The sequence below is a fragment of the Nocardia sp. NPDC058114 genome, assembly GCF_042884695.1.
Lineage (GTDB): Bacteria > Actinomycetota > Actinomycetes > Mycobacteriales > Mycobacteriaceae > Nocardia.
In genome coordinates, this window is sequence record NZ_JBHVTK010000005.1 from 481,331 (window position 1) to 505,515 (window position 24,185).

Here is a 24,185-nt window from a genome sequence, read left to right on the forward strand (position 1 = left end):
AGGTCAGTCGCTGTGTGGCTTGGCGAACTCCTCGATCAGCACGGGATACTGTTCACCGCCGTGACCTGCGGCGATAGACCGATCTGCCAGGGCCTTGAACAACTTCGGCAGCTCGGCGTTGACGCCGAGCGCCTCGCACTCCTCGATCAGGTGCGCCATCGTTCGCGCGTCGGTCTCCAGGGCCGCCACCTCGGCGGGATAGGAACCACTGTCGATCTGCTCGGCGTAGCCGGGCAGCCAGGTGGCCACCCCGGTCGCCATCATCTGCGCGAACGGGGCGTACGTCGCGGCGTCGACACCGGCGGTCCGGAGCATGGCGGTGCCCTGGAGCCAGGCGTTGAGGACGCTCCACATCATGGTCAGACCCGCCACGTCGTACAGGGAGGCCAGGCCGTGGTCGGCGCCGAGATAGGTGACGGTGCCGAGTACTTCGAGGGTTTTCCGGTGTGCGTCGAACTCGGCCTGTGGACCGCTGTGCAAAATCACCGCGTCGGGAGTTCCGATCGCCTGCGGGATGGCCATGATCGCGCCGTCGAGGTAGCGGGCGCCGCGCTGTTCGAACCAGTGGGCCGTTTCGCGGGCCTGGGCGGAGTCGCCCGAGGTGAGATTGAGCAGGGTCGTGCCGTCGACATCGCTCGCGGCGAACAGATCGCGCACGGCCGGGTAGTCGGTGACGCAGACGATCGTGATCGCGCTCGCCCGCAGGGCGTCACCGATGGCCGACGCGAGTCGCGCGCCCTCGGCCACCAGGCGGTCGGCCTTGGCGGGCGTCCGATTCCAGACGGTGGTGGGATGCCCGGCCGCGAGGAACGCGCCGGCGAGCGATCGACCCATGAGGCCGAGTCCGATGACAGTCACAGGTGTTTCGGTTGCGTTGTGCATGGCAGCATCATCAACGTTCATACCGGTATGAAGGTCAAGTGAGGTTGCGATGCGAATCGGCGAACTGAGTACCCGCACGGGCGTCAACGCCCACCAACTGCGCTACTACGAAGCCCAGGGCCTGATGGTCGCCGACCGCAGCCCGAACGGCTACCGCGAATACGACGACACCGCCCCGCTACGCGTGAAGCAGATCCGCCACCTGCTCGGCGCCGGCCTGTCCTCCGAAGACATCGCCTACCTCCTGCCCTGCGCGGAAGGCGAAACCCCCACCCTCCCCGCCTGCCCAGACCTGCTGTCCGCCATGCGAACCCGCCTGAACCGCATCGACGACCACATCGACCGCCTCACGCAATCCCGCGAAGCCCTGGCCGTCTACATCGCCGCCGCCGAACGCACCACCGGCGACACCTACCCACCCTTCGACGGATCCGAACCGCCCCCCGCCTGAGCGATGGTCGTCGGCCGGATCCGGTCGGCAGACTCGACCGCCGAGTGGCTCAGGCTGTCCCCACTCGCCGCCGCAGCAGGCAGAATTCGTTGCCCTCGGGGTCGGCCAGCACGTGCCAGGTTTCGTCGCCGGTCTGTCCGATGTCGACCTTGCGGGCACCCGCACCGAGCAGACGCTCGAGTTCTTCGTCCTGATCGCGGTCGGTAGCGTTCACATCGAGGTGCATCGGCAATTTCCCCCGCCTGGGGTCGGTGCTGACGCTGAACAGCAAAGTGGGCTGCGGCCCACCGAATTCGGTTCCCGGCGCGCCGATCTGGACATCACCCTCGTCCCGATCGAGCACGACATAGCCGAGCACTTCGCACCAGAAGCCCGCCAGCAGTTCCGGGTCGGCGCAATCGATGACGAGTTCGGTGATCTTGCAAGCCATGAGGCGACCCTACGCCCGCACCTGACGCCTCACGCCTGATGAACACCAGCCTTGGGCCAGACCCCATCGACCCGATGCCCCCGTATCGCCATCCCCGCCACCCGCACCGTCATGTGGTCGTTCCGCCCGTCCTCCACCCTGACCGAATAATCCACAGCATTGACCCTCAGCACCCGATCGAACCGGTGATCCGCCCCACCGAACTCATAGGTCACCCCCATCGAGTCTTCCGAAGACTTCCGAAAAACCACGTAGATCGCCACAGGCTCCTCCTTTCGGCAGTCGAATGTCGTTGGTCAGCAGCGCATTCGAGTCCGGACACAGCGGTAGCTTACGAGGTGGCTCGATTGAGGATGTCGGTGTAGAGCAGGCGCCCGCCGAGTAGCCGGAGGGCAGCGAGACGGGATTTGGCACGGCCGAGTTTGGTGGTTCGGGCGCCGCGTTCGTAGTAGAAGACGTCCCACCACCCGTCATCTCCCTCGATCAGGCACCAAGCTTGTTCGCGCAGTTCACCTTCCGAGACAAGGGACGCGGGCGCATCGACATGGGAGAACCGAGCGAGTTGGCTGATCGGATTCGGGGAGAACACATCGTCGTTCGGAGTCATACCGCAATCTCCTCGATGAATCCCGAGCCGACCAGATCCACGACCGGCATCACGGTGAAGTATTGGTTGCCGCCACCTGGCCTGGCAAACCACGGAGCGACGGGGCCGGACCACACTGGCGTCGGTGTCAGGACTTTCCACCGTCGGTATCCGGATTCGGCGTAGTCGATCGGAAGCGAACGCGCGCCGAAGGGGGTTCCGATGTCGTAGAGCAGTCGAGTGAAGGTGGTGCCGAACGAGTCCATGATCCGACCCGGGGCGAGCCGAGTTGGTGTCCGGTCGGTGGGGGTCGCGAAGCCATCTGGATGGAGTATCGGATCGGGCCAGCGCAGTAGCCGTCTGCCCGCCGAGGCTCCGACGTCATCAGGAGCCACGAACTCCCGCGCCCATTGCGCTTCACGCATACCGCCGAACAGATCACCGTCATCGAGAATCGACTGAACAGCCGGACTGCTGATCGGCGCACCGCCGACAGATCCGGCAGTACCGCGACCCGGTGCCAGTGGCTGTGACCCGTCGAGCGCTCCGCCGATCAACCCGAGGAAGCCGTAACACGCAGCGGCTTCGGTGTCGTATATGCACAGGTCGTGTGGGCCGCCACGTTCGTACCAAAAGGCTTCGAACGAGCCGTCTCGGCCTGGTACCAAGCAATAATGGTCGTCGCGAAGTCTCCCGACCGAGGCAACTGAGTCGGGCACACCAAGTCCCCGCAAGATCATGGTGAGTTCGTCGATGTTCACGATGAAACCTCTTCTAGCTCAGTCGGAGAACGCTGCTTCGAGCTCGCTGTCGATACGTTCCTGCTCGGTATCGTCGAGCAGGACCGGCTCAAAATTACGCGATCGGGCATGGTCGATGAACTCGGCGGGAACCGCGATTCCGTACTCCCGCACGAAGTATCCCCAGTATGTGGACCACACCCACGTGCCGTCGCTCGACATTCCGGTCGGTACGCCGTGGTCACGTGCCGGGTCGAGCGGGTCGGCCATCGACTGGGTCGTGACCAACGATTGACACTCCAGCAGGTAATGCGAAAGCGGTTCGCGGAGTTCGTTGTCCAGGCGTCCGACGAGGTCGGCCAAGCTGACTTCCGGCCACCCGTCGATGCCTTCGCGAGGGTCCTCCGAAAAATTGGGCAGTAGTTTCAACACTCAGCCTTCCCACTCGGAACGGTCCAATTCCTCGACTCTGCCGTCGGGGTGGAATCGATGGCATGTGTCAGGCAGTCGTGGTACTTGCCATGGGCTGATACTCCGCAGTCTGGCATCAACGCCGAGTCTGCCTCGGGACGTATAGAGGTATCCATCCGGCGCTACCACCGGCGTGCCGAGCGCTTGGGCAAGACTTCGTGCGAAATTGCCGTCGAGCCGTCCGGTATTGCAGGACAACAACCGGATGGGAGTGCCGGGTACATAGTCCGATCGATGGCGGATCAAATTAGCCAGCTCTCGCGCAGACATTGTTCCTCCTCCGGTCGAGTCCATGTTCACGCTGTCCGGCCGCCCATGCGCAACAACATCGTAGTGCCCCGCAAGTGGCGGAACACTCTGTACGTCCTGGTAGAAGCGATCGTTCGCGGACATGATCGAGAACCCTGGGCGGTCGTCCGCGAACGGATGAGTAGTGGGAGACGCCGCGGGGTTGCCACGTTCTTCCAAGCCTTCGGCAGTCGGGACATCGACGTCAGAACCGGAAGTAGGTGCGTGAGGAAGGGGATCGACTTCTCTCAGATATCCGGCATCGATAAGTGCCTGCACGCTGACCGGAAGATGGTGCTGCGATCCGAGCCCAGGTTCTCCCATCTGGGGAGCAATGCCGCCCTGCCACACAGGCAATGGCCGTAGGACCTCGTATTGGTGGTACGACTCACCGTCGAGGTTGGTCGGCGGCAGCGCTCGTTGCGGGTACGGAACACCCGCAGGTGATGTGAACCTGCCAGAAGGCCCACCGAATCGGTCGATGACCTCGCCCGGTTGGAGCACGGCCGGGTGACGGTCGGTCGGGCTGGAGAAGCCCTGCGGATATAGATTGCCGTCCGCCCAAGCGGGATCGCCGTTCGGGCCAGCGATCGACCGCATCCAGGCGTCGCGGCCAACTCCGTGAAATGGGTCCCAGCCGTCGGGCAGCAGCGCGTCCACAGCGGGATTGCCGCGGCCGACGCCGGGCGGTGGATCCGGAAAGGCTCCCGTCCTGGTGCGGTGATCCCTCGCGATGGCCGACAGTTGGCTGTCGAGGGCTCGTAGTTGTTGAAGTTCGGCCTCGTCCATGTCTGGATGGACGAGCTCGTCGGTAGTTACCGGTAGTCCGTTGGGTTGAAAGTAATCGGCGACGGGCAGCGACGTGTCGCTGGTGTCGTGGCCTGCTACCGACGCGTTGTCCGAGTCCAGAGTCGAGGTCGTTCGGTAGTCGGTCGCCTGTGCGTCGATGTCGGTGGTGGATTCAGCCGCGTGTGCGAGCCAAGGTGGGAGGGAAGTCGGGACGAGCGTGGCACGGTCGATCTCGTTGCTGAGCTGTTGAAGATCGCTCGGCGAGAGAGTGCCGGCGGAACTCGGAGCCAACCCGAGCTGACCGCGCAGCTGTGACGTCAGAGCTGTGACGTCTGCGTTCGGGTGAGTGGTGCCGGGTCGCCCCGTGTCGTCCACCCTTACCTGCATCTCGGCATCGGCCGGGTTATCCACGGGAACGAGGTCGACCATGAACCATTCCCCGTTGGGGAACTGGCTGCCCTGGTTGAACGTGGTGTCGGTTGCTTGTTGTAGCTGTTCGCCGAGGTCCGCCAACGACTGGGATCCGACACCTGGCCCAGATGCGACGTTGACGTTGATGCGTGCGACTGTGACCGGCTGGCCGAGCGCATCGGGGTAGCGGTCGATTTGATACCTGCGGCCCCCGCTGGGTGCTCTGACTGTGACGGACCGTCCGATCTCGGGGGTCTCCGTGCGCAACAGTTCGCGTGCGCGGCGGGCCTGATCAGCCGGACCGTTCGTCGTGCTCGGACTGCCATCTGACGGCGCAGTCGAACCGGACAGTGCAGGGGTGACTCCGGTGTCCCTCGCTACCGTTGCGTCGATTCCTGCATCGGCCGGGCGGCTCGCGTCCGACGTATCGACTACACCTCGAATGTCTCCGTTGTCGGCCACGTGCCGTTGCGCTGCCGACTCCACGCCGCCCTCGCGGCCACCATCGGGGCCAACGGTGTGTACGGAGTGGCTTCCAGGGTCACCTTGTCGATGGTCAGATTGAGGTCTTCTCTGGTCGGCGGGGTTGTCGCCAGCGATTCGACCGTCACCAGGTACTCGATCGTCTCCGGGTCTTGCCGGATCTGTTGGAGCGTCAGTCGATTCAGTGGGGGATAGATCTGTTCGGCTTGGATCGGAGTCCCGGTCTCGATCGCTGCGTCGTACATCTCGCCGATCGTCGTCAGTGCCAGGCTCGACTGTGTGGTGACCACTCCGGTCTCCTTGTCCACCGCGTAGCTCGCCAGGCCTAGACCCGTCCCCTCCGCGATCTCCGCCGGGGTCAGAATCTCGCGGCAGATCCAGGCGTGTCGGCTCTGAAGGAGACTGAACTCCCGCGCCGGGAATATCTGAGCCAGGTAGTCCCGCACTTGTTCCGCTGTTCGGAGTTGTGGCGGCTCCATTCGCTGCTCCCTGCTGGTCAACCGTCATGAATCTGAACGAAGAGGATTGAGACGTCAGGCTCGCCGGTGGAGAATCCGAGAACGTCCGCTGTTGTGGGTCCCACCAGACTGGACCGCTCGCACCGATCGGGTAGACGATAGCGGTTGCGTGCCCGCCGCCACCCTGCCAGTCGTTGAGGACCAGTGCCGACGAACCGGGTCCCATCTGGCTGATCCAGTCGTGCAGGGCCTGAAACCGGTCCGGGACGGACTGGTTGGGATTCGCGAAGGTCTGCCATTGGCCACCGAGCCATGCTGCGGCGCGATCTGGGCCGTTCCGTTCTCCTTGTCGGCTGACAGTTCCGTCGGGAAGCAAATCCACCGTTCGAGGTGCGGAGACTTCTGGTCGGCCGTTGAACGACGCCAGCGCGGCAAGCGAGGCGTCGAGGCAGTTGATATTTCGCCCGGTGACGTGTGGTCCGCCGTCGTTGATCAACCGCCCGTAGGGATTTGTTCTCGGATCGGCACCGACCATGAACCGGTTGCCGTCGCGTAGGGCGTCTTCGACCGCGTGCTGGTGCTGGGGGATTTCGACGCCGCGCAGGTAGCCGGGGGCGAACACTCGCGTCCCGGGCATGTCGGCCAGGGGCGACGGCGTGTTGGCTCGGGCGATGTCGTTGCTGATCGAGCGAAGGTCGTCGGGGCTCAGCGGCGTGTCCGGTGTGCTCCGCGGCAAGCCCATGTGCTCGCGGAGGTCGTTGGACAGGTCGAACGGGTGTTGCTGCAAATTCAGCCGCAGGTCGGCGGCAGCCGGGTCGGTCGTCAGCTCGAGGTCGACGAGGAACTGGTCGCCGCTGTGAAGGTCCTGCGCATGATTGAAGGCGGCATCGACTGCGCGCTGGGCGAATTCGATCTCCTGGCTCAGTTCGGCTGGAGACATCAGGTGCGCGTTGGGGATGTGGGCGCGGATCGTGGCCACCGAGACCCATCGGTTGCCGACCTGGAAGCGGCGAATCCGGTAGGAGGGGCGCGGTTGGGTCGGATTCTGGTTCGCGCCGACGGTGGTTGTTCGGCCGTCGTGCGGCGGTTGATGGCGTAGTGCGTCGCGCAAGGGGCGGGCATCGGGACTGTAACCCGGGTCGGGTGATCCGTTTGTCGGAGCAGGCGTCGGAGTCGAAGTTGTTGTGGACGTGATGTTTTGCGGTGTCGTTTGGGCAGCGTTGGTGGGGGTGGTGCTCGGCCGGCTGTCGAGGCCCGTCGCCGGGCGCGTTTCGGAGGCTGTCGGTGAGGTTGGTGGGGGCGTGGGTTGTGGGGTTCCAGCGGTTGCTGGGGGCGTCGTAATCGATCTGGGCGACGGCGGTGCTGATGGTGGGATCTGGCTGATCGGGGGCGTCGACGTGGACGTCGGTGTGGCAGTGGGCGCCGGGGTCGACGTGGTGGGTGTTGTTGTGGGGTTCGTGGTTTGGGGCGCTGTCGCGGTGGTGGCGGTCGCTGTCGATGTGTCCGTGGAGGACGGACGAGTGGTGTCGGCAGGGGTGTGGGTGGGGTTGTTCGACGGAGTTGCCGGTTGGGAGGTTGTGGACAGCGGCGAACCGGTGGTTGCGGCGGGAGTCGAAGTCGGTGATTGCTGTGTGGCCGACTCCTGCGTGGGTGTTGATGTGGTCGGTTGTTGGGTGGTCGAATCCGGTGTGTTGGTGGGGGCTGGTGTCGTGGGTTGGGGATTCGCCGGTGTCGTGGGAGTGGTGGCGGCGTGTCCGTTGTCGCTCGGAGTCGGGTTCTGTTGCCCGCTATTGGTATTCGGGGCCGTATCGGTGGGGGTGTTGGGCTGGGTCGAGGAATCCTGGGTCGGGAGGTCCAGCGACGAGCCTGTGAGGTTGGGCGTCGAGGTGTCGCCTGTGGGCGATGTGTTCGTGGGGTTGTTCGAGGGCGAGGTGTCGCCGGTCGACGGTGTTTCGGTGGGGGCGTTGCTGTTCGGGGTCGATGGCGACTCGCCGGTCTGGGGTGTCGCGGTGGGGGTGTCGCTGTTCGGGGTCGATGGTGTGGTGTCGCCGGGCGGCGGGGTCGGGTTGGACCCGTTGCCGTTCGGGCTGGACGGTGCCGTGTCGCCAGGGGAGGGGGATCCGTTGGACGAGGGTGCGGTTTGCCCGGCGTCGGTGGATCCGTTGTTGTTCGGGCTCGACGGTGTGGAGTCGCCAGTGGGTGGAGTGTCGGTCGCGCCGTTGCCACTTGGGCTCGAAGGTGTGGATTCTCCCGGTGCCGAGGTGTTGGGCGAACCATCTTGTGGGGTTGCGCCGTCCCCGGTGGGAGCGGTGGATGCTGGGTTCGTTGATCCGCCGGTGTCGCCGTTGCTCGGCGTTGCCGGCGCATTCGGGCCGGTGTTGTCGGATGCGTTCGGGCTCTGATCACCGGAGGGGGTATCGGTCCCCGCGGGCGTGGTGGACCCGGGAACGTCGGTGCCCAGATCGGGAACGGTGGGGGCCGTGCTGTTTCCACCGTGGCTACTGGATTCCAGCGCGCTCTGGACGCCACCCGCTCCAGCGCTGGTGAAGGTGTCGACGCCGACATCCAGTTTGAATTCCTGGCCGAGGAAGGCCGCGCCGACTCCTGCGGTGGCGACCTGGGCGGAGAGGTCGGCGCCCAGTTCGGTGACGGTGCCGCCGACGACCTTGCCCGCGAGTTTGCCCGCGGTAGAGGACGCGACATCGCCGAGCGCACCGGTGCCGCCGCCGAGTAGGCCGCCTGCCGCGCCGCCGACCGCGCCGCCGAAGGTGGCCAGGCCCAGATCGGTCCAGCCGAACTTGTCGGTGGAGCGGTCGCCCTTGGCTACCTGGATCAGCCGTGCGCCGAGATCGGTGCCGCCTTCCTCGAGTGCTTCGAACGCGGCGCCGCGCAGCGCTAACCGGGCGGCCGCCTTCGCGGCGCCGCGGGTGAGCATACGGGCGATGAGCTGCTTGATCGCCACCCGCACCGCGACCTGGGCGGCCACCCGGGCGGCCACACCGGCGACGGCGCCGACACCTGTCCACGAGGTTGCGATCGCCGCACCGATCTCCACCGCGGCGATGACCATCGTCGCGATGATCACCAGTTTGGTGTGCTCGATATCGTTGGCGCCGTCTTCGAGTAGTTCGGCCTGTTTCGCACACCACTTACGAACAGCGGTGAAGGTCGCTTCGTCGCCCGACAGCAGCTTGTCGCGGTAAGCGGTGATGGCGGTGTGGGTTTCGCCTTCGGACAGCGCTGTCAGGGCGGCGTTCAGTGCGAGGGCGGCGTTGTCGTCGACCGTGTCGAGGGTGTTGGCCATGGCGGTCCACCCGTCGGCGACCCGGCGCATCGCCGTTTCGTCACCTTCGGGCCAATCACCCGCGCCGAGAATGTACTTGGCGACCCAGGCGAGCTCGTCGGGGATTTCGATGCCCACTACAGCGACCCCGTGGCCTTGTCGATTTCACCGGCGCGCGTCGTGTCCTGGGTCTGTAGTGCTTCGGCGACCTTGACCATGTTCTCGCCGAGTTGGGTCATCACCGTCGCCAGGCCGGTCACCGCCTTCTGGCCGGGCTCGACGCCCGGGGTGTAGTTCTTGGCGAACGACTGACCGATCTCGTCGCTGCCCCAGCACTCACCCTCGGCCGCGATCACCGCCGCCAGCTTCTGGGCGCCGGTGGTGATCGTGTCGGCGACCGAGGTGAACGACGGTTGAGTGCCGCGCAGCGCTTGCGGGTCGGCTTTCAGCGAGCTCATCGGAGGTATCCGCGATTGCGGAAGTATTCGCCTTCTTCGTCGTCGGTGTCATCGACGAGACTGTGTGGTGAGTCCGTGACCGGTTCGGGATCCGGTGGCGGTGGCGGGGTCAGCTGGGCGATGAGGTCTTTCATGCTGGGAGCGCCCGGGATCAGGTCGGGAAGGTCCGGCATATTCGCGCTCAGGTCCGACAAGGGGGCGAGGGCTTGCTGCTGGGTCTGGGCCGCCTGGGCGGCCACCTCGGCGATCGCCTCGGTGACCGATCGGCCGAGGGACTCCGGGGTCGACCTTTTGAAGGCATCCGGCTCGAGGTGGACCTCCGAGATCCCCGCGATGGTCCCCGAGGCGCGGACCAACCCGTCCGCCGACCAGGCGGTCACGAGCTGGGTGGCCTGGGACCGGGCGTCGAGTAGAGCCGACTTCTCAGCAGTGAAGGTATCGAGCATCGAATCGATCTGCGCACGTAAAGCGTTGTTCGACGCCTGTGTCGGCGCCGACCAGTCCTCGTTCATGAGACCCTCGATCTGTCGGAATGCACGTCATATGGTTGGACGCGCGAGACCCGTCGAGGGTTGCATGGTGTGACGTAGATCTCTACCGCTAGCGGGTCGGTGAGCCCACGATGATGCTGCCGACGTTGCACTCTTCGAGTTCGTCGAGGCCGGTGGCCGCGGCGAAGGCGGAGGTGTCGCTGAAGCCCTGGGCCACGACGCCGAGGTGCATGGCGGTGGCGGCCAGGTAGACGGTCTGCATGAGGACGCCGACGTGTTTGAGGATGTTGGCGTAGGCGACCTGTTCGTAGCTCCACATGACGCGGCCCGCGCGGGCCGAAACCAGCAGCAGGACTTGGGGTTGCGCGCCGCCGGCCAGGGTCGCCGAGGTGGATTTGAGGAGCTTCTGGACGGCGGGGGCGTCGGCGGGCGCGACCGGGCGCAGAGCGTGGTCGGCCGAATCGTAGTGGTACATGCCGTTTTCCAGGCCCGCGACATTGCGCACCACGGGGTAGATCTCGAGTTCGTAGGCGCCGCCGCCGGAGGGGTAGGGGCGGGAGCCGTCCTCGCGGGTGCGGGCGGTGCGGAACAGCAATTCGCCCAGCTGGATCGAGGTGATGGGGGCGGCGTCGTCGAAGGCGCGGGTGGAGACCCGGTCTTCGATGGTGGCGGCCAGACTCGGATCGGACACACGCAGCGACACCAGATCCGGCGTCGCCAAAGCGACCGGCTCGCCGTCGAACGACGCGCGGCGCAAGGGCAATTCGGGGAACTGGCCGTCGGCCCAGCGGGTGGGGCCGAAATCGTCCCAGGTCACCGTGCGGGCGCCGAGGGTGCTGCGGCGGTGGAACCACAGGTCGGGGGTGTTCCAGGAGCGAGTGGTGAACTCGCGCTCCTCCTCGTCGCCGTCGACCAGGAAGCCGCACCACTGCAGGTCGGCCATGAACTGGGTCTTCACGGTGGCGGGCACCGGCGAATCGGCGGCGAGGGGGCCGTCGAGCAGGGCGAGCAGGCGCGGGTCGTGGATGCGCAGGTCGCACCACGCCTGCGGGTGTTCGAGGACGAAGCCCTGGTTGTCGCGGTGCAGGACAGCGAATTTCGACAGGGTCGCCGACCAGGTGGGCAGGGCCACCGTGGGGCGCGGGGCGGGGTCGGCGAAGGGACGGATGCTGTAGAGGTCACGGCCGCCGTCGCGGACTGTCACCGACAGCCAGCCGCCGTCGGTGAGCTTGCGCATCAGTGCGGTGATGTCGTCACCGGCTGCCGCGGTCGCCATTTCCGCCGCGGTCGCCGGGCCCTGGTTCAGGGTTTTCAGCGCTTGCAGCGCCCCCGCGCCCAGACCGGTCAGCTTCTCGTTGCGCGGCGGATTGAGCAGCACCGCGCCGACGGGAGTCGTCAGGCAGGTGACGCCCGCGCGCAGGGCGAATCGGGTCTGGGCGGGGTAAGCGGAGGCGAGCACGGTGAAATCCTCGGGGGTAGAACCGGTCTGGGGCAGAGCCTATTTCGCGGCGGCGGCGAACGCGGGCTCGAGCTTGTCCAGCATGTACGGCACCGACAGTGCGCTGGGCTGGTTGATCGCGCTGATCTCCTGCGTGGTCAAGAACACGACCGAACCCTTGCGCACCGACGGCAGATCGGCGTAACCCGGCAGCTGCCGGTACTTCTCGTCGAGGCCGGGGGAGTAGCCGGCCAGCAGCAGGTCTGCGGTGAGCTCGTCGACCTTCTCCGGCGACAGCGCCAGGCGGCCCTGGTTGGCGGGCAGCGCGGTGAGGTTGGCCGGAATGCCCATGCCGAGTGCGGTGAACACCTTGGCCGAACCGTCGTTGGGGTCGGTGAGCACCATCAGCTGCGCGGGGCTGGCGAGCCAGGTGCTGGCGAAGGTCTTGCCCTTCAGGCCGGGGTTGGCGGTGGCGATGGCGGCGACCTTGTCGTCGACCTTCTTGATCACCGCGCTCGCGTCGGACTCTTTGTGCAGCACCTTGCCCAGCGCGGTGACCTGGTCCTGCCACGGGGTGACAGCGTCCTTGGTCAGCGCGGGCAGGGTCGGGGCAACCTTGGACAGGTCGTCGTAGGTCTTCTGATCGGCGATGAACGGGTCGGCCAGGATCAGGTCCGGCTCGAGCGCCGCGACCTGCTCGGCGATATTGCCGGTGGTGTTGAGGGCGGTGGCCGCCTTCAAGGACTCCGGCGTCCACGGCGGGGTGCTCTTGGACACCGCGGAGACGTTGTCGATGTAGCCGACGGGAACCACGCCGAGGGCGAGGGAGCTGTCGAGCCACTGGTTACCCAGGGCGACGATCTTCTTCGGGGTGCCGGGGACGGTGGTCTCGCCACGGGCGTGGGTGATGGTCACCGCTTCGCCCGAGGCGGCCTCGTCCTCGCTGGAACCGCAGGCCACGACACCGAAGGCGAGGACACCGGCGAGCGCGGCCACCGCCGCGCGCCGCCAGCCGCGCGAAGTCCGAACAGTCGTCATGGGTACACCCTCCGTAGAGCAAGTTCCAGCGTAAGTCAGCCTAGGCTAACCTACGTCGCTTTTCGGCGGGAAGCTGTGCCCTTATAGCGTGACGCGCTGGTCCTGCGGCATGAACAGCTTGTCGCCGTCCTTCACCTCGAAGGTGGTGTAGAACTCGCCGATATTGCGAACCACCTGGTTGCAGCGGAACTCGTTGGGGGAGTGGGTGTCCTGCAGCCCCTGCAGCGTCGCTTCCTCGGTCTGCTTGTCGCGCCACTGCCGCGCCCACGACAGGAACATCGTCCGGAAATCGGGTTGCTCGCCGGAGCGCTGGGCCACCTTCTGATAGGCGGCCAATGCGATCTGCAGGCCGCGCAGGTCGGCCAGGTTCTCGCCGACGGTCAGCGCGCCGTTCACGTGCTGCCCCTCGGGCGCGCCCTCGGGAACGAGCACGTCGTACTGGGCGATGATCTGCTGGGTCTTGGCGTCGAACGCCGCGAGATCCTCGGGCGTCCACCAGTCGCGACGGTTGCCGTCGCCGTCGTACTTGGAGCCCTGGTCGTCGAAGCCGTGCCCGATCTCGTGGCCGATCGTGGAACCCACCGCGCCGTAGTTGACCGCGGCCTGGGCGTCCTTGTCGAAGAACGGGGGCTGTAGGTAGGCGGCCGGGAAGACGATCTGGTTGGTGGTCGGGCTGTAGTAGGCATTCACCGTCTGCGGCGACATGCTCCACTCCATCTTGTCCACCTCGGTGCCGAGGCGGGCGAACGCGCGCTTGGACTCGAAAGTGTTGATGGCCAACAGGGATTCGATCAGCTTGCCGCGGGTGACCGGCACCGACGAGTAGTCGACCCACTTGTCGGGGTAGCCGATCTGGGCGACGATCTTGTCCAGCTTGGCGATCGAGGCGTCACGGGTCGGCTGGGTCATCCAGGTCGAATTGGTGAAGTTGTCGCGGTAGGCGGCGGTGAGGTCGGCGACCATCTCCAACGCGCGTTCCTTGGCCGCGGGCGGGAAGTGCTTGTCCACGTACAGCTTTCCCAGCGGTTCGCCGAGATTGTCGTCGACCACACCCACCGCGGAGCGCCACATCTCCGGCTTCTCCTCGATACCGCTGAGCACCCGGCCGACGAACTCGAAGCGCGCGTCGGCGATGGCCTTGGGCAGGAAGCGCGCGTAGCTGTTGGCGACATGCAGCTTGAGGTAGTCGCGCCACTGGGCGATATCGACCTCGCCCCACAGCTGAGCGGCCGCGGTGACGAAGGACGGCTGGCCGACCACCATCTTGTCGAACAGCGACTTGGGCCGGTCGGTCATGCCCGCCAGCCACGGATCCCAATCGAACTGTGGGCCGAGCGCGGTCAGTTCCTGCCAGCTCATCAGGTTGTAGGTGGCATCGGTGTTGCGCAGGCGCACGCTGTCCCAATGCCCGGCGGCGATGCGCTTCTCCAGATCGACCGTCCGCTGCGCCACCCCGGCCGGGTCGGGCAGGCCGAGGCCCGCGGCCAGTTGCTCGAGGTAGATCTGATAGCCCGCGAGCTGGGCGGCGAACTCGGGCTTGCGGTAGTACTGCTCGCCCAGGGTGAGCCCGGACTGGCCGACGCTGGGGATATAGGCCTTGGAGTTCTTGCGGTCGATCCCGATGCCCATCCCGATCAGCCCGGCGATGGGCGCCTCGGCCATCACCTTCGCCAGCTCCGGCTTGCCCGCGGCCTTGTCGATCGCGGCGAACAGGCTGTTGAGCGGCGTGATGCCGAGTCGCTCGATCTCGTCGAGGTCCAGGCGCGCGTCGTAGAGATCCTTGATCTGCTGCGCCTCCGAGCCGTGCTTCGGATCCCTGATGCCCTCGATGATCGCGCGCAGCTGATCCAGGGTCCGGTCGTTGGCGTCGGTGATCGCGCCGACCGAGGCCTTGTCGGGCGGGAGCTGGTAATCGCGCAGCCAGGTGCCGTTGACGTGGCGGTACAGATCGTCCTGCGGGCGGATGGTGGGGTCGCCGCCGCCCAGGTCGACGCCCGTGAGCTGGATTTCGGTGGGTTCGGGCGAGCACGACGCCAGCGCGGCGGCCACGGGCACCAAGCCCATGGCGATCAGGAATGCGCGGCGGTCGACCACCGACGGACGACCGGACGATGTCACAGGACTTCCTTCCCCGATGCGGCAGCCGCACCCTGCTTGTTGCGATCCAGCTAGCTCGCACAGGCTACCGGCGCGACGCCGTCTCGGTGGAGTGGTGGCTAGGAAGACAGGCTCGAGCTGCCTGTCGCCAGGTCGCAGGCGAGTCCGCTGCCCGCGTTCACGATTCGCATGACCGTCGGCACGCGCTTGGTCACCAGCGGTGTTCCGGTGGCGTGCAGCAGCAGGGACAGCTGCACCTCGACCTCGGTTTCGACGTGGTAGAACGCCGTGGCCTTGGCGACGGTGACGCCCGCCACGTTCACCTCGAGGTCGACGGTGTCGCTGGCGAAGAACTTGCCGTTGGCGAGGAAGTCGACCTGTGCGCCGACATAGTTGTCGAGGCCGACGACGTCGATCTTGGAGGTGCAGCCGACGGTGAGCGTGTCGGTGAGCATGTCGATGACGGGGCCCGCGCTCGCGTGCGGTGCCACCATGGTGACGACGGCGGCGAACGCGGCGGCCGTGGTCGCGAGCCGGCGCCTCATCGGCAGGGTGATGTTCATGGCGGGACGTTAGCAACGGGCCGTGCGCGACGAAGCCAGTTTGAAACATATCTACTTCAGATTGGTCGACGCACCCCGATTCGGTTCGTGCTGGGGGTTCACCTACACTAGAACGGTTGCCTGCGGGAGCTATGCCCTCGCAATCCGGCAGTGAACCCCCAGTGGAAGGTATTTCCGCTGGCAGGCGCGCGTCCGGAGGGTGACTGACCATGTGCGTCGGGTCGGCAATCCGGCGTACGTATACATCCAGGTCCAGGAGGTGCTGAAGTGATTCAGCAGGAGTCGCGACTGCGCGTCGCCGACAACACCGGAGCGAAGGAAATCCTTTGCATCCGCGTGCTCGGTGGCTCGTCGCGTCGCTATGCCGGTATCGGCGACATCATCGTCGCCACCGTGAAGGACGCCATCCCCGGCGCCAACGTGAAGAAGGGCGACGTCGTCAAGGCTGTCGTCGTTCGCACGACCAAGGAGCGTCGTCGTCCGGACGGTTCCTACATCAAGTTCGACGAGAACGCTGCCGTGCTGATCAAGCCGGACAACGATCCTCGTGGCACCCGCATCTTCGGCCCTGTCGGCCGCGAGCTGCGTGACAAGCGCTTCATGAAGATCGTTTCGCTGGCCCCGGAGGTGCTCTGACTATGAAGGTGCACAAGGGTGACACCGTGCTCGTCATTTCGGGCAAGGACAAGGGCGCCAAGGGCAAGGTCATTCAGGCCTTCCCGGCGACCGGCAAGGTTCTCGTCGAAGGCGTGAACCGCATCAAGAAGCACGTCGCGGATTCCGCGAACCAGCGTGGCGCGTCCTCGGGTGGCATCGTCACCCAGGAAGCCCCCATCCAGGTTTCCAACGTGATGGTCGTCGACTCCGACGGTAACCCGACTCGCGTCGGCTACCGCACCGACGAAGAGTCCGGCAAGCGCGTCCGGATCTCCCGTAAAAACGGGAAGGACATCTGACATGACCACCTCTGAGCAGACTCAGCCCCGGCTGAAGGCGCGCTACCGCGCCGAGATCAAGGACGCGCTCAACGGCGAGTTCGAATACGCCAACGTGATGCAGATCCCCGGCGTCGTCAAGGTCGTCGTGAACATGGGTGTCGGCGACGCCGCCCGTGACGCGAAGCTGATCAACGGTGCCGTCAAGGACCTCGAGCTGATCACCGGCCAGAAGCCCGAAATCCGTAAGGCCACCAAGTCGATCGCGCAGTTCAAGCTGCGTGAGGGCATGCCGATCGGCGCGAAGGTCACCCTTCGTGGCGACCGTATGTGGGAGTTCCTGGACCGTCTCGTGTCCATCGCGCTGCCCCGTATCCGCGACTTCCGCGGCCTGTCGCCGAAGCAGTTCGACGGCAACGGCAACTACACGTTCGGCCTCAGCGAGCAGTCGATGTTCCACGAGATCGACGTGGATTCCATCGACCGCCCGCGCGGTATGGACATCACCGTGGTCACCACCGCGACCAACAACGAAGAAGGCCGCGCGCTGCTGAAGCACCTCGGCTTCCCGTTCAAGGAGAACTGAGCACATGGCTAAGAAAGCACTGCGCATCAAGGCGGAGGCCAAGCCTAAGTTCGCCGTCCGCGCGTACACCCGCTGCCAGCGTTGCGGTCGCCCGCACGCGGTCTACCGCAAGTTCGGCCTGTGCCGTATCTGCGTCCGCGAAATGGCGCACCGCGGTGAGCTTCCGGGCGTGCACAAGAGCTCCTGGTGAGCTTGCGCTCCTCGTGAGCGCACCCGCCGCCTAGGCGAAATATCGACGAAGGCACGGACTCCCGACGGGAGTCCGTGCCTTCGCGCGTTCAGGGGGCGGTCGATATGGAATGAATCGGATGATTCGGACATCTTGACTCGGGCTCGGCCGGGTGAATAAGGTCGGGGCGCGTGGCGGGGGGTCAATCAGAGTGAAATCCTCACGCGCAGCGAAACTTTGAAATTTCATCTCGATAGTTCGGGGGAGCCGTGACGTCATTCTCTGTGGAGATTTCCGATCTGAACGGGTGGGCGGCCCAAGTCGGCCGGAACAGCGAATATATGGATAACACGTACACCTGCTCGCTCATCGGGATGACGTCGACGGACTTCGGAAGGATCCTCGAGATCATCACGGCCGACTACGCCGCACTCCTGCCCAAGTTTCATGATGCGTTGGCTACTGCTTCGAAGCGGCTGGCGACCACCCAGCAGGCGCTGGCGTTCGCAGGTCAGGAATATGTCCGTGTAGACAGCAACTGGGCCGGTGAGATCGCGAAGCTCGACAACGGGCAGACGATGAACCGCACCGATGACGGCGAGGCCGCCGGATTCAACGACGGTGTAGTTCCTGGCATGAATATGCCGACGCGTGATACGCGAACCCTGCCGGAGATTTCGCTCGGCAGAATGATGGACAAGGTCTGTGACCTCCTCGAGCTGGTCGGCGGTCCGGACCCGCGTGAGCACATCACCACCTGGATCGCCGGCGATATCGCCGAGGCCGGGACGCAGAGCGCGTCGTGGGATCGGCTGGAGGAATATCTCGAGAACATCCAGACCAACATCAAGCACGGGCAAACCAATATCGCGAAGACCTGGACGGGTCAGGCTGCCACCGCGCAGGCCACGCTGTTCGGGAACTGGGACACCGTCTGGACCAGCCAGCGGAGTGCGATGACTCAGATGGGAAGTCATCTGCGAGACGCCGTCAACGAGGCAGTCAAGCTCGCGCAGGTCGTGGTCGACGTGATCAAAACCGTGATCGCCTTGGCGGGCGCAGGGTGGGGAGCCGCTGTGGTCCCGCTCTGGGGCCAGGTCAAGATGGTGCGAACCGCCATGGAGGCAGTGTCGGTCCTCAATCAGGCCCGCAAGGTTCTGATGTTGTTCTGGTCGCTGCTGAGGCTGATCAAGGATTCCATCATCGCAGCACAGGACGTACTCTCCCGGGACGCACTTCCGGCCGAACCCGCAAAGGTGTCGTGACAGACGATGGCAACCGTAGACCACGCTTCGAAGATCAAGGCTGCCGTGTCGGCCATCGACACCGCGCTCGGTGAGCTCGAGCGGCAACTCGCCAGTTTCAAAGCCTCCTGCCAGGTTCCCGCCGAGGTGTGGCAGGGCCTGCAGGAAAAGGCCGCCAGTGGCGAACTGGGCGCCGATATGCAAGCGGCCGCCGGGCTGGTGTCCGGCGGAGGCGAGACCTGGGATTCCCTGTTCTCCGGGCAGTCCAGCAATTCGGATCTGGTTATTTCTCATCTGGATGCGATGCAGGCCGAGCACGGCGCCGCGGCACGCGCGGGGGTCGGGCCGAACGGCATGCCCGCCGAGCTGTACCGGTGATCGGAAAGCTAGTCGGCTCAGTCTGCGTCGTGGCCTGCGGAGCATTTGTCGCGGGCTGTGGTGCCGGTGAATCTGCCTCTGGCGGGCCAACTCCTACGACCTTCGTGCCCCCGCCGATCGCGGTGACGGTCGCCGCGCCACCCTCCCAGAGCGGCCCGGGGCAGGTGCGACTCGATCCGTGTACTCGGCTGGGCGACGACGTCGTCACCCGGATCGGCTTCGATCCTGCCACCCGGGCCAGGTCCGGCGGCGTCGTCACGGCGGGTCTGACAACCATCGGGTGCGACTTCATACGGAACGAGGGGGTCGACGGAACGATGATTCCGGTCGGTCTCCTCTCGGTCCGATCGAGCAACCGGACCATCGACGAGGTTCGTGCCGACAAGAATTGGCCTGTTCTGGCGAACGAAGTGGTCGGCGGGCGGGGCGCGGCGGTCTATCAGTCGCCCCAGGCCGGGCGGACCTGTGCGATCGCCGTCAAATCCGAGGACGGTGTCTTGGACATCACCCTGGTCGATTCATCGAAGAACACGTCGAATGTCTGCGATGACGTCACCGCGATCGCCCACTCCGTCGTCGGCATTCTCGATACCGAGTGAGAACTGTGTGGGGGTGAACCGGTGAACGAGGAAGAGCGGGAAGCTGATCCGCTGTATCGCAAAGGTCTCGAGGCGGCGGCGGCCTACGACGACGCCGATAGCGGACAGCGGAGAAAGAAGCTTGCACCGGTCCTCGGATATGGGCTGGCAATGGTTGTCGCGCACTGGGTCAGGGAGGCTTTGCAGCAGGGCGCCGTACTTTTCTCGGTGATCGTCGCGGCGTTTGGAGTATTCGACACCGAGAATCCCGCATGGAGATTCGGGCTGGTAGCGGCTGGAGGGGCCGGGGCAGCGCTGGTCTTCATCGTGTTGCGTTCGCGGTGGAGTTGGCCATGGCAGTACTTCGTTCCCGTGGTGGTCCTCGGCGCTGACGCACTGCTGTTGGTTCTCTGGAACCAACGTTGATGGATGAAGTACCTACCGCCTTCGCGCGTTCAGTTGCAGACCCGGAGGTGGGTCAGTACCGCTAGGACGCGGCGGTGGTCGTCGGGTTCCGGCTGTAGGCCGAGTTTGACGAAGATGCTGCGGACGTGGGTTTCGATGGTGCGTTCGCCGAGGAACAGGGTGGCGCCGATCGCGCGGTTGGAGCGGCCTTCGGCCATGAGTCGCAGGACTTCTCGTTCGCGGGTGGAGAGCGCGTCGAGTGGGAGGGCGCCGTGGTGCGGTCGCGAGACCAAGCGGCCGACCAGGTCGGGATCGATCGCCGAGCCGCCCGCGGCGACCCGCTGGAGGGCCGTCACGAACTCGTCGATATCGGAAACCCGGTCTTTGAGCAGATAGCCGAGGCTGCGCGCGCCGCCCGAGAGCAGGTCGAGAACGCTCTCGGTTTCGATGTACTGCGACAGCAGCAGCACCGCCGTCTCGGGAAAGTCGCGACGGATGACTACGGCGGCATCGATGCCCTCGGTGGTGCAGGTCGGTGGCATCCGGATGTCGACGACCGCGACGTCGGGGCGGTGCGCGCGGACCAGGCCCAGCAGCGCCGCGGCATCGCCGGCCTGCCCGGTCACCTCCATGCCCTCGTCCTCGAGCAATCGGGCGATTCCCTGCCGGAGCAGCGCCGAGTCGTCGGCGAGCACCACGCGCAGGCAAGGTGCGGTCGGCGCCTGGTGGTGGCGGACCGTCGCATGTTCGGCGGTGGCGTCGGCTGCCGCGGTGAGTACCGCCCGCGCGGCGGCCGCGAACGTGCCGCAGTCCGGATAGCGGTCGCCAGGGAGCTTGGCCATCGCCCGCGCGATTACCGCGTCGAATGCCCTCGGCAGGGTGTCCAGCAGCGCGCTCGGTCGTGGAATCGGGGCGTTGAGGTGGCCGTTCAGAATGGCCGCTCGACTCGGTCCTGGATAGGGCGGGCGGCCGGTGAGCAGATGAAACAGTGTGCAGCCCAGCGAGTATTCATCGGCCCGATGATCGATGGTTCGTCCTTCGATCTGTTCGGGGGCCGCGTAGCGGATGGTGGCGACCATCATCCCGGCGCTGGTGAGGTGCACGGTGTCGTCGAGCGCTTTGGCGATGCCGAAATCCGTCAGCAGCACCCGTTCGGGCTCGCCCGGCTGGTCGGGCGCGGCCAGCAGGATGTTCGACGGGTTGACATCGCGGTGGTACACACCTGTCCGATGCGCGTAGTCCAGGCCCGCCGCGACCGTTTCAGCAATGCGCACGGCCCGCTCCGGCGCTACCGGCCCGTCCCGCACCAGGCGCGCCGCATCGGTCCCCGGCACCAGCTGCATCGCGATCCAGAGGCGATCGCCCTCGCGGCCACGGTCGTAGACCGCCACGATGGCGGGGTGCTCCAGCCGGGCGGCGTGGTCGGCTTCGAACTCGAATCGCGTACGGACGTAGTCGTCCGTGGTCAGCGAGGGATGCAGGATTTTGAGTGCGACAGTGCGTGGCAGTGTGGGGTGCCGAGCCGCGTAGACACAGCCCATGCCGCCCGCGCCCAGCACCTGCTCGATGGTGTAGCCCGCGAACACCGTGCCTGCTTCCAGGTCGCACCCTCTCATGCGTCACCCCCGCGAAGTGGAAGGGTGGCGGTGAGGACTGTGCCCGCGCCGGACGAGCTGTCCACCCGCAGGTGCCCACCGAGCGCCGCGGCTCGATCACCCAAGCCACTCAGGCCGCCGCCGGGTCCGACCTGGGCTCCGCCGCGACCGTCGTCGGCGATCACGAGCCGCACGGCCTCGTCGACGATGCCGACCTGGATATCGACGTGCGTGCCGTCGGAATGTTTCGCCGCGTTGGTGACGGCCTCGGCGGCGATGAAGTACGCGGCCAGCTCCACCCCGGCCGGTGGCCTCGGAACCAGTGTGCCGTGGATCCTTACGGCGATCGGGGCGCGTTCGGCGAGTGAGGTCAGCGCCGCCGTCAGACCGCGTTCGGCGAGGATCGGTGGGAACACGCCCCTTGCCAGCTCGCGGAGCTCGCTGAGCGCGGTGTCCAGTTCGGCGGCGCCGAGCGTCACCAGATCACCCCGGGTTTCGGTGTCCGCTGTGCGCTGAGCTCGACGCAGCAGGAGGGCCGCGGCGACCAGACGTTGTTGCGCACCGTCGTGCAGATCGCGTTCGACCCGGCGTCGCTCGGCGTCGCCGGCTGCCACGATGCGCTCGCGCGAGCGACGTACCTCGGCGAGCTGGGCCTGCAGATCGTTGCGCAGCCGTTCGTGATCGAGGGCGAGTTCGGTCGCGCCGCGTACAGCGGCCAGCAGTTCGGGTTCGGTCTGTAAATGCTTGTCATAGACAAGGGCGGCAGCCGGGGCGCCGTCCCGTTCGAGGATCGTCGCCACCCGGTGACCTGTGCCGCGCGGCAGTACCCTGGCGATGCCCTGGTCGTCGACGTAGCCGCGTCGATCGGCGTCGAAGTTCCACAGTGCCAGGGTGGGATCGTGCAGTGCGCGCCGCAGTGCCTCGACGAAACCCGAACTGATCGGGGTCGCGCCGATTTCGACCATGGCGTCACCGACCGCGGTCCTGGCCATGCGATACCGGACCTGCCCGAACGCGATGGCCATCGGTAGTAGCACCATCGGGATGTAGCGCAGATTCAGCGTCCAACCGTGCAGCGAACCGGGGAATCGGATCGCAGTCAACATGAGCCACAGGACGCTCACTCCGGCGACCGTCGCGAGCACCATGATGGGGGCGAAGCCCGATCGATACGCCGCGGTGCCGGATCGCCACCGCTTGATCACGACGACGATGGCAGTGACGGCGATCAGGAAGGCGAATGCACCGACGATGAGCTGGATTCGATCGGCGAGCACCGGATCGTGGCGAATCAGCAATAGGTTGACCGAGGTCGATCGGTGCGGTGCGGGCACCTCCCGCGGGTCGAAGAACATCCACTCGGCCGACACACCGAACACGGCCAGCGCCCAGCACAGCCGGACGTACCGGCGTTCCCACGGTTGACGCAGCCGACCCGACGGGAAGCCGAGTAGCACCGGAATCATCACCGGCAGATAGATATTCGTCAGGACAGCACCAGCGGTGAACAACACCGGGTCACTGGACCGGCGGACGCCGCAGGCCAACCACACCAATCCCGCCACCACGAACAGTGGACCGGCCAGCTCGTGTGGCCGCTTGGTCCAGGTGAACAGTCCCGACGCCACGAACGATGCCCCGGTCAGCAGGAACAGCACGAGCTCGACCTGCCCGAACTTCGGCGAATGCTGAGCCGCCGAGAAGGCTTCGCGCGGGCCGAGCAACAGGATTCTGGCCGGGTCGTAGAGCGCTACCTCCGACCAGTCCACCGACAACACCACGGCGACGCTCAACGCGGCGGCACTGGCCGTCACACCACCGATGAGCGCGATCGAACGAGGTGTCATCGAACAGCCTCCAACTACCCGACCTCTTCAGGATCCTCTGCCGGAAACCCGCACACAACTATCCACTCGATCCGCGCCGGAACTGCGCTGATCAGCGACCGAATGTCCCGAGCGCAGCACAGCACAACCGTGCTCCCCCGTAGGGATCTCAGTACCTGCCCGGACGAGAAAACTGCTGTACAGAACCTATTTTTGAAGTGTGTTACTGACTGGTGGCACGTCGAACCGCCACCATCGGGCGGCACATCTCGAGGAGAAGGTCATGACAAAGAATGTGGACAAGAAGGCAGCGCTGCGAGTTTCTGCCGCCCGTCGGCCCGCTGTGCTCGTGTTGAGTGTGGTGTTGGCCGCCATGGGGCTCGGGACGAGCGCCGCGATGGCGAGCGCCGCGCCGAAACACGGCACGTGCACAATCGTTGCCAACCCTGAGTTGGCGGGACGCAAGACGTCCTGCCACGGTGCGAACCTGTCCGGCGAGGATCTGCGCGGTCACAACCTTTCCTTCGCCGACCTGTCCGGTGCGAACTTGTCCGGCGCGGATCTGCGTGACGTGGACCTGTTCATGACGAACTTGACCAGTGCGAACCTGACCGGTGCGAAGCTGTCCGGGGCGAACCTGGGGCTCGCGAACCTGGTCACGGCGAATCTGGAAAACGCGAATCTGACTGGCGCCGACCTGCGATTCGCCGACGTGACCCGGGCCAACTTCACCAACGCGGTCGTGAACGAAGCCTCGGGGCTGGTACCGGGCCCCAAGGGGCCGCGCGGCCAGCAGGGGGAGCGGGGTCGTGTCGGACCGGCGGGACCGGCGGGACAGCAGGGCGCGCAGGGGGAGCGTGGCCCCAGAGGGCACCAAGGGGATCGGGGCGAGTCAGGGCCTCCGGGCCGCGACGGCTTCATGGGGTGCACGCTGCACAATCACGTCGACGCGTTCGGCAACTTCACGCACTCGGATTGCGCGGAGATCCATGTACCACCCGTGATCAATTAGGCGGGTCGAGCTGACGCCACTGTCCTCGGATCAGTCGGCGACCAGTTCTTCTCGGGAGGGCACGGACTACTTCAGTGAAGTCCGTGCCTTCGCGCATTTC

General features: G+C 65.9%; 25 protein-coding genes. 10 read left to right on the forward strand and 15 right to left on the reverse strand.

The features are described 5' to 3' along the window. Positions 1-3: 3 nt before the first annotated feature. Positions 4-858, reverse strand: a complete 855-nt coding sequence (locus ACFVVI_RS21605) for an NAD(P)-dependent oxidoreductase (RefSeq protein ID WP_387446479.1) — start codon at positions 856-858, stop codon at positions 4-6. 73 nt (positions 859-931) lie between these two features. Between ACFVVI_RS21605 and ACFVVI_RS21610 the strand changes: the two genes are divergently transcribed. Further along, complete coding sequence (locus tag ACFVVI_RS21610; protein WP_387446480.1) at positions 932-1,333, forward strand: MerR family transcriptional regulator; 402 nt, start codon at positions 932-934, stop codon at positions 1,331-1,333. Between the two features lie 49 nt (positions 1,334-1,382). Here the strand turns inward: ACFVVI_RS21610 and ACFVVI_RS21615 are convergent, their stop codons facing one another. The 12 genes from ACFVVI_RS21615 to ACFVVI_RS21670 all read right to left on the reverse strand — a co-directional run bounded on the left by ACFVVI_RS21615 (position 1,383) and on the right by ACFVVI_RS21670 (position 15,357). After that, a complete protein-coding gene (locus tag ACFVVI_RS21615) occupies positions 1,383-1,763 on the reverse strand; it encodes a VOC family protein (protein ID WP_387446481.1) in 381 nt (126 codons plus the stop codon). A 29-nt stretch (positions 1,764-1,792) separates the two neighbouring features. Next, positions 1,793-2,026, reverse strand: coding sequence for a hypothetical protein (locus ACFVVI_RS21620; RefSeq protein WP_387446482.1), 234 nt, complete (start codon positions 2,024-2,026; stop codon positions 1,793-1,795). 68 nt (positions 2,027-2,094) lie between these two features. Further along, complete coding sequence (locus tag ACFVVI_RS21625; RefSeq protein ID WP_378632220.1) at positions 2,095-2,370, reverse strand: hypothetical protein; 276 nt, start codon at positions 2,368-2,370, stop codon at positions 2,095-2,097. Beyond that, positions 2,367-3,017, reverse strand: coding sequence for a TNT domain-containing protein (locus ACFVVI_RS21630; RefSeq protein ID WP_387446484.1), 651 nt, complete (start codon positions 3,015-3,017; stop codon positions 2,367-2,369). Before ACFVVI_RS21630 ends, ACFVVI_RS21625 begins: the two co-directional genes overlap by 4 nt. 111 nt (positions 3,018-3,128) lie before the next feature. Beyond that, positions 3,129-3,452, reverse strand: coding sequence for a hypothetical protein (locus tag ACFVVI_RS21635; protein WP_387446485.1), 324 nt, complete (start codon positions 3,450-3,452; stop codon positions 3,129-3,131). Positions 3,453-3,521: 69 nt separating this feature from the next. Then, entirely contained in the window at positions 3,522-9,293 is a 5,772-nt protein-coding gene (locus ACFVVI_RS21640) for a glycohydrolase toxin TNT-related protein (protein WP_387446487.1), read from the reverse strand. Between the two features lie 116 nt (positions 9,294-9,409). Beyond that, on the reverse strand, positions 9,410-9,730 hold the full coding sequence (locus tag ACFVVI_RS21645) for a hypothetical protein (RefSeq protein WP_378656646.1): 321 nt from the start codon (positions 9,728-9,730) through the stop codon (positions 9,410-9,412). After that, positions 9,727-10,242 carry a YbaB/EbfC family DNA-binding protein gene (locus tag ACFVVI_RS21650; RefSeq protein WP_387446488.1) on the reverse strand — a complete coding sequence of 172 codons (516 nt, stop codon included), beginning with the start codon at positions 10,240-10,242 and terminating at the stop codon, positions 9,727-9,729. Before ACFVVI_RS21650 ends, ACFVVI_RS21645 begins: the two co-directional genes overlap by 4 nt. Positions 10,243-10,330: 88 nt before the next feature. Next, entirely contained in the window at positions 10,331-11,680 is a 1,350-nt protein-coding gene (locus ACFVVI_RS21655) for a SagB family peptide dehydrogenase (protein WP_387446489.1), read from the reverse strand. Between the two features lie 39 nt (positions 11,681-11,719). Beyond that, positions 11,720-12,697, reverse strand: coding sequence for an ABC transporter substrate-binding protein (locus ACFVVI_RS21660; protein ID WP_387446490.1), 978 nt, complete (start codon positions 12,695-12,697; stop codon positions 11,720-11,722). An 81-nt stretch (positions 12,698-12,778) separates the two neighbouring features. Beyond that, on the reverse strand, positions 12,779-14,815 hold the full coding sequence (locus tag ACFVVI_RS21665; protein ID WP_378993656.1) for a M13 family metallopeptidase: 2,037 nt from the start codon (positions 14,813-14,815) through the stop codon (positions 12,779-12,781). A gap of 98 nt (positions 14,816-14,913) precedes the next feature. Beyond that, a complete protein-coding gene (locus tag ACFVVI_RS21670; RefSeq protein ID WP_378993655.1) occupies positions 14,914-15,357 on the reverse strand; it encodes a hypothetical protein in 444 nt (147 codons plus the stop codon). 267 nt (positions 15,358-15,624) lie between these two features. On the opposite strand from ACFVVI_RS21670, the gene rplN reads away from it, so the two are divergent. The 8 genes from rplN (at position 15,625) to ACFVVI_RS21710 (ending at position 19,673) form a co-directional block, all read left to right on the forward strand. Further along, positions 15,625-15,993: a 50S ribosomal protein L14 gene (gene rplN, locus ACFVVI_RS21675; protein ID WP_056818394.1), complete on the forward strand. Its 369-nt coding sequence runs from the start codon at positions 15,625-15,627 to the stop codon at positions 15,991-15,993. Between the two features lie 2 nt (positions 15,994-15,995). Further along, positions 15,996-16,313 carry a 50S ribosomal protein L24 gene (gene rplX, locus ACFVVI_RS21680; protein ID WP_056818391.1) on the forward strand — a complete coding sequence of 106 codons (318 nt, stop codon included), beginning with the start codon at positions 15,996-15,998 and terminating at the stop codon, positions 16,311-16,313. Between the two features lies 1 nt (position 16,314). Continuing rightward, on the forward strand, positions 16,315-16,878 hold the full coding sequence (gene rplE, locus ACFVVI_RS21685) for a 50S ribosomal protein L5 (protein WP_056818389.1): 564 nt from the start codon (positions 16,315-16,317) through the stop codon (positions 16,876-16,878). Positions 16,879-16,882: 4 nt separating this feature from the next. Then, on the forward strand, positions 16,883-17,068 hold the full coding sequence (locus ACFVVI_RS21690) for a type Z 30S ribosomal protein S14 (RefSeq protein ID WP_056818387.1): 186 nt from the start codon (positions 16,883-16,885) through the stop codon (positions 17,066-17,068). 263 nt (positions 17,069-17,331) lie between these two features. Next, positions 17,332-18,312 (forward strand): hypothetical protein, encoded by a 981-nt coding sequence (locus ACFVVI_RS21695; protein ID WP_387446494.1) that lies wholly within the window; start codon positions 17,332-17,334, stop codon positions 18,310-18,312. Between the two features lie 6 nt (positions 18,313-18,318). Then, entirely contained in the window at positions 18,319-18,669 is a 351-nt protein-coding gene (locus ACFVVI_RS21700) for a hypothetical protein (protein ID WP_387446496.1), read from the forward strand. 29 nt (positions 18,670-18,698) lie between these two features. Then, entirely contained in the window at positions 18,699-19,268 is a 570-nt protein-coding gene (locus ACFVVI_RS21705; RefSeq protein ID WP_387446497.1) for a DUF3558 domain-containing protein, read from the forward strand. A 21-nt stretch (positions 19,269-19,289) separates the two neighbouring features. Next, positions 19,290-19,673: a hypothetical protein gene (locus tag ACFVVI_RS21710; RefSeq protein WP_387446499.1), complete on the forward strand. Its 384-nt coding sequence runs from the start codon at positions 19,290-19,292 to the stop codon at positions 19,671-19,673. 29 nt (positions 19,674-19,702) lie between these two features. Here the strand turns inward: ACFVVI_RS21710 and ACFVVI_RS21715 are convergent, their stop codons facing one another. Both ACFVVI_RS21715 and ACFVVI_RS21720 read right to left on the reverse strand, forming a co-directional pair. Further along, positions 19,703-21,268, reverse strand: coding sequence for a protein kinase (locus tag ACFVVI_RS21715; protein ID WP_379311868.1), 1,566 nt, complete (start codon positions 21,266-21,268; stop codon positions 19,703-19,705). After that, complete coding sequence (locus ACFVVI_RS21720) at positions 21,265-23,094, reverse strand: sensor histidine kinase (protein WP_387446500.1); 1,830 nt, start codon at positions 23,092-23,094, stop codon at positions 21,265-21,267. Before ACFVVI_RS21720 ends, ACFVVI_RS21715 begins: the two co-directional genes overlap by 4 nt. Positions 23,095-23,293: 199 nt before the next feature. Between ACFVVI_RS21720 and ACFVVI_RS21725 the strand changes: the two genes are divergently transcribed. After that, the gene (locus ACFVVI_RS21725) at positions 23,294-24,085 is read left to right on the forward strand and encodes a pentapeptide repeat-containing protein (protein ID WP_387446501.1); all 792 of its coding nucleotides are present in this window, start codon (positions 23,294-23,296) and stop codon (positions 24,083-24,085) included. Positions 24,086-24,185 lie beyond the last annotated feature (100 nt).

What these genes read in the sequence shown, in the direction of transcription:
- ACFVVI_RS21610 (WP_387446480.1), top strand. Translation starts at nt 932, where the DNA reads ATGCGAATCGGCGAACTGAGTACCCGCACGGGCGTCAACGCCCACCAA.
- ACFVVI_RS21615 (WP_387446481.1), bottom strand. Translation starts at nt 1,763, where the DNA reads ATGGCTTGCAAGATCACCGAACTCGTCATCGATTGCGCCGACCCGGAA.
- ACFVVI_RS21625 (WP_378632220.1), bottom strand. Translation starts at nt 2,370, where the DNA reads ATGACTCCGAACGACGATGTGTTCTCCCCGAATCCGATCAGCCAACTC.
- ACFVVI_RS21640 (WP_387446487.1), bottom strand. Translation starts at nt 9,293, where the DNA reads ATGGCCAACACCCTCGACACGGTCGACGACAACGCCGCCCTCGCACTG.
- ACFVVI_RS21645 (WP_378656646.1), bottom strand. Translation starts at nt 9,730, where the DNA reads ATGAGCTCGCTGAAAGCCGACCCGCAAGCGCTGCGCGGCACTCAACCG.
- ACFVVI_RS21650 (WP_387446488.1), bottom strand. Translation starts at nt 10,242, where the DNA reads ATGAACGAGGACTGGTCGGCGCCGACACAGGCGTCGAACAACGCTTTA.
- ACFVVI_RS21660 (WP_387446490.1), bottom strand. Translation starts at nt 12,697, where the DNA reads ATGACGACTGTTCGGACTTCGCGCGGCTGGCGGCGCGCGGCGGTGGCC.
- ACFVVI_RS21670 (WP_378993655.1), bottom strand. Translation starts at nt 15,357, where the DNA reads ATGAACATCACCCTGCCGATGAGGCGCCGGCTCGCGACCACGGCCGCC.
- rplX (WP_056818391.1), top strand. Translation starts at nt 15,996, where the DNA reads ATGAAGGTGCACAAGGGTGACACCGTGCTCGTCATTTCGGGCAAGGAC.
- rplE (WP_056818389.1), top strand. Translation starts at nt 16,315, where the DNA reads ATGACCACCTCTGAGCAGACTCAGCCCCGGCTGAAGGCGCGCTACCGC.
- ACFVVI_RS21690 (WP_056818387.1), top strand. Translation starts at nt 16,883, where the DNA reads ATGGCTAAGAAAGCACTGCGCATCAAGGCGGAGGCCAAGCCTAAGTTC.
- ACFVVI_RS21700 (WP_387446496.1), top strand. Translation starts at nt 18,319, where the DNA reads ATGGCAACCGTAGACCACGCTTCGAAGATCAAGGCTGCCGTGTCGGCC.
- ACFVVI_RS21715 (WP_379311868.1), bottom strand. Translation starts at nt 21,268, where the DNA reads ATGAGAGGGTGCGACCTGGAAGCAGGCACGGTGTTCGCGGGCTACACC.
- ACFVVI_RS21720 (WP_387446500.1), bottom strand. Translation starts at nt 23,094, where the DNA reads ATGACACCTCGTTCGATCGCGCTCATCGGTGGTGTGACGGCCAGTGCC.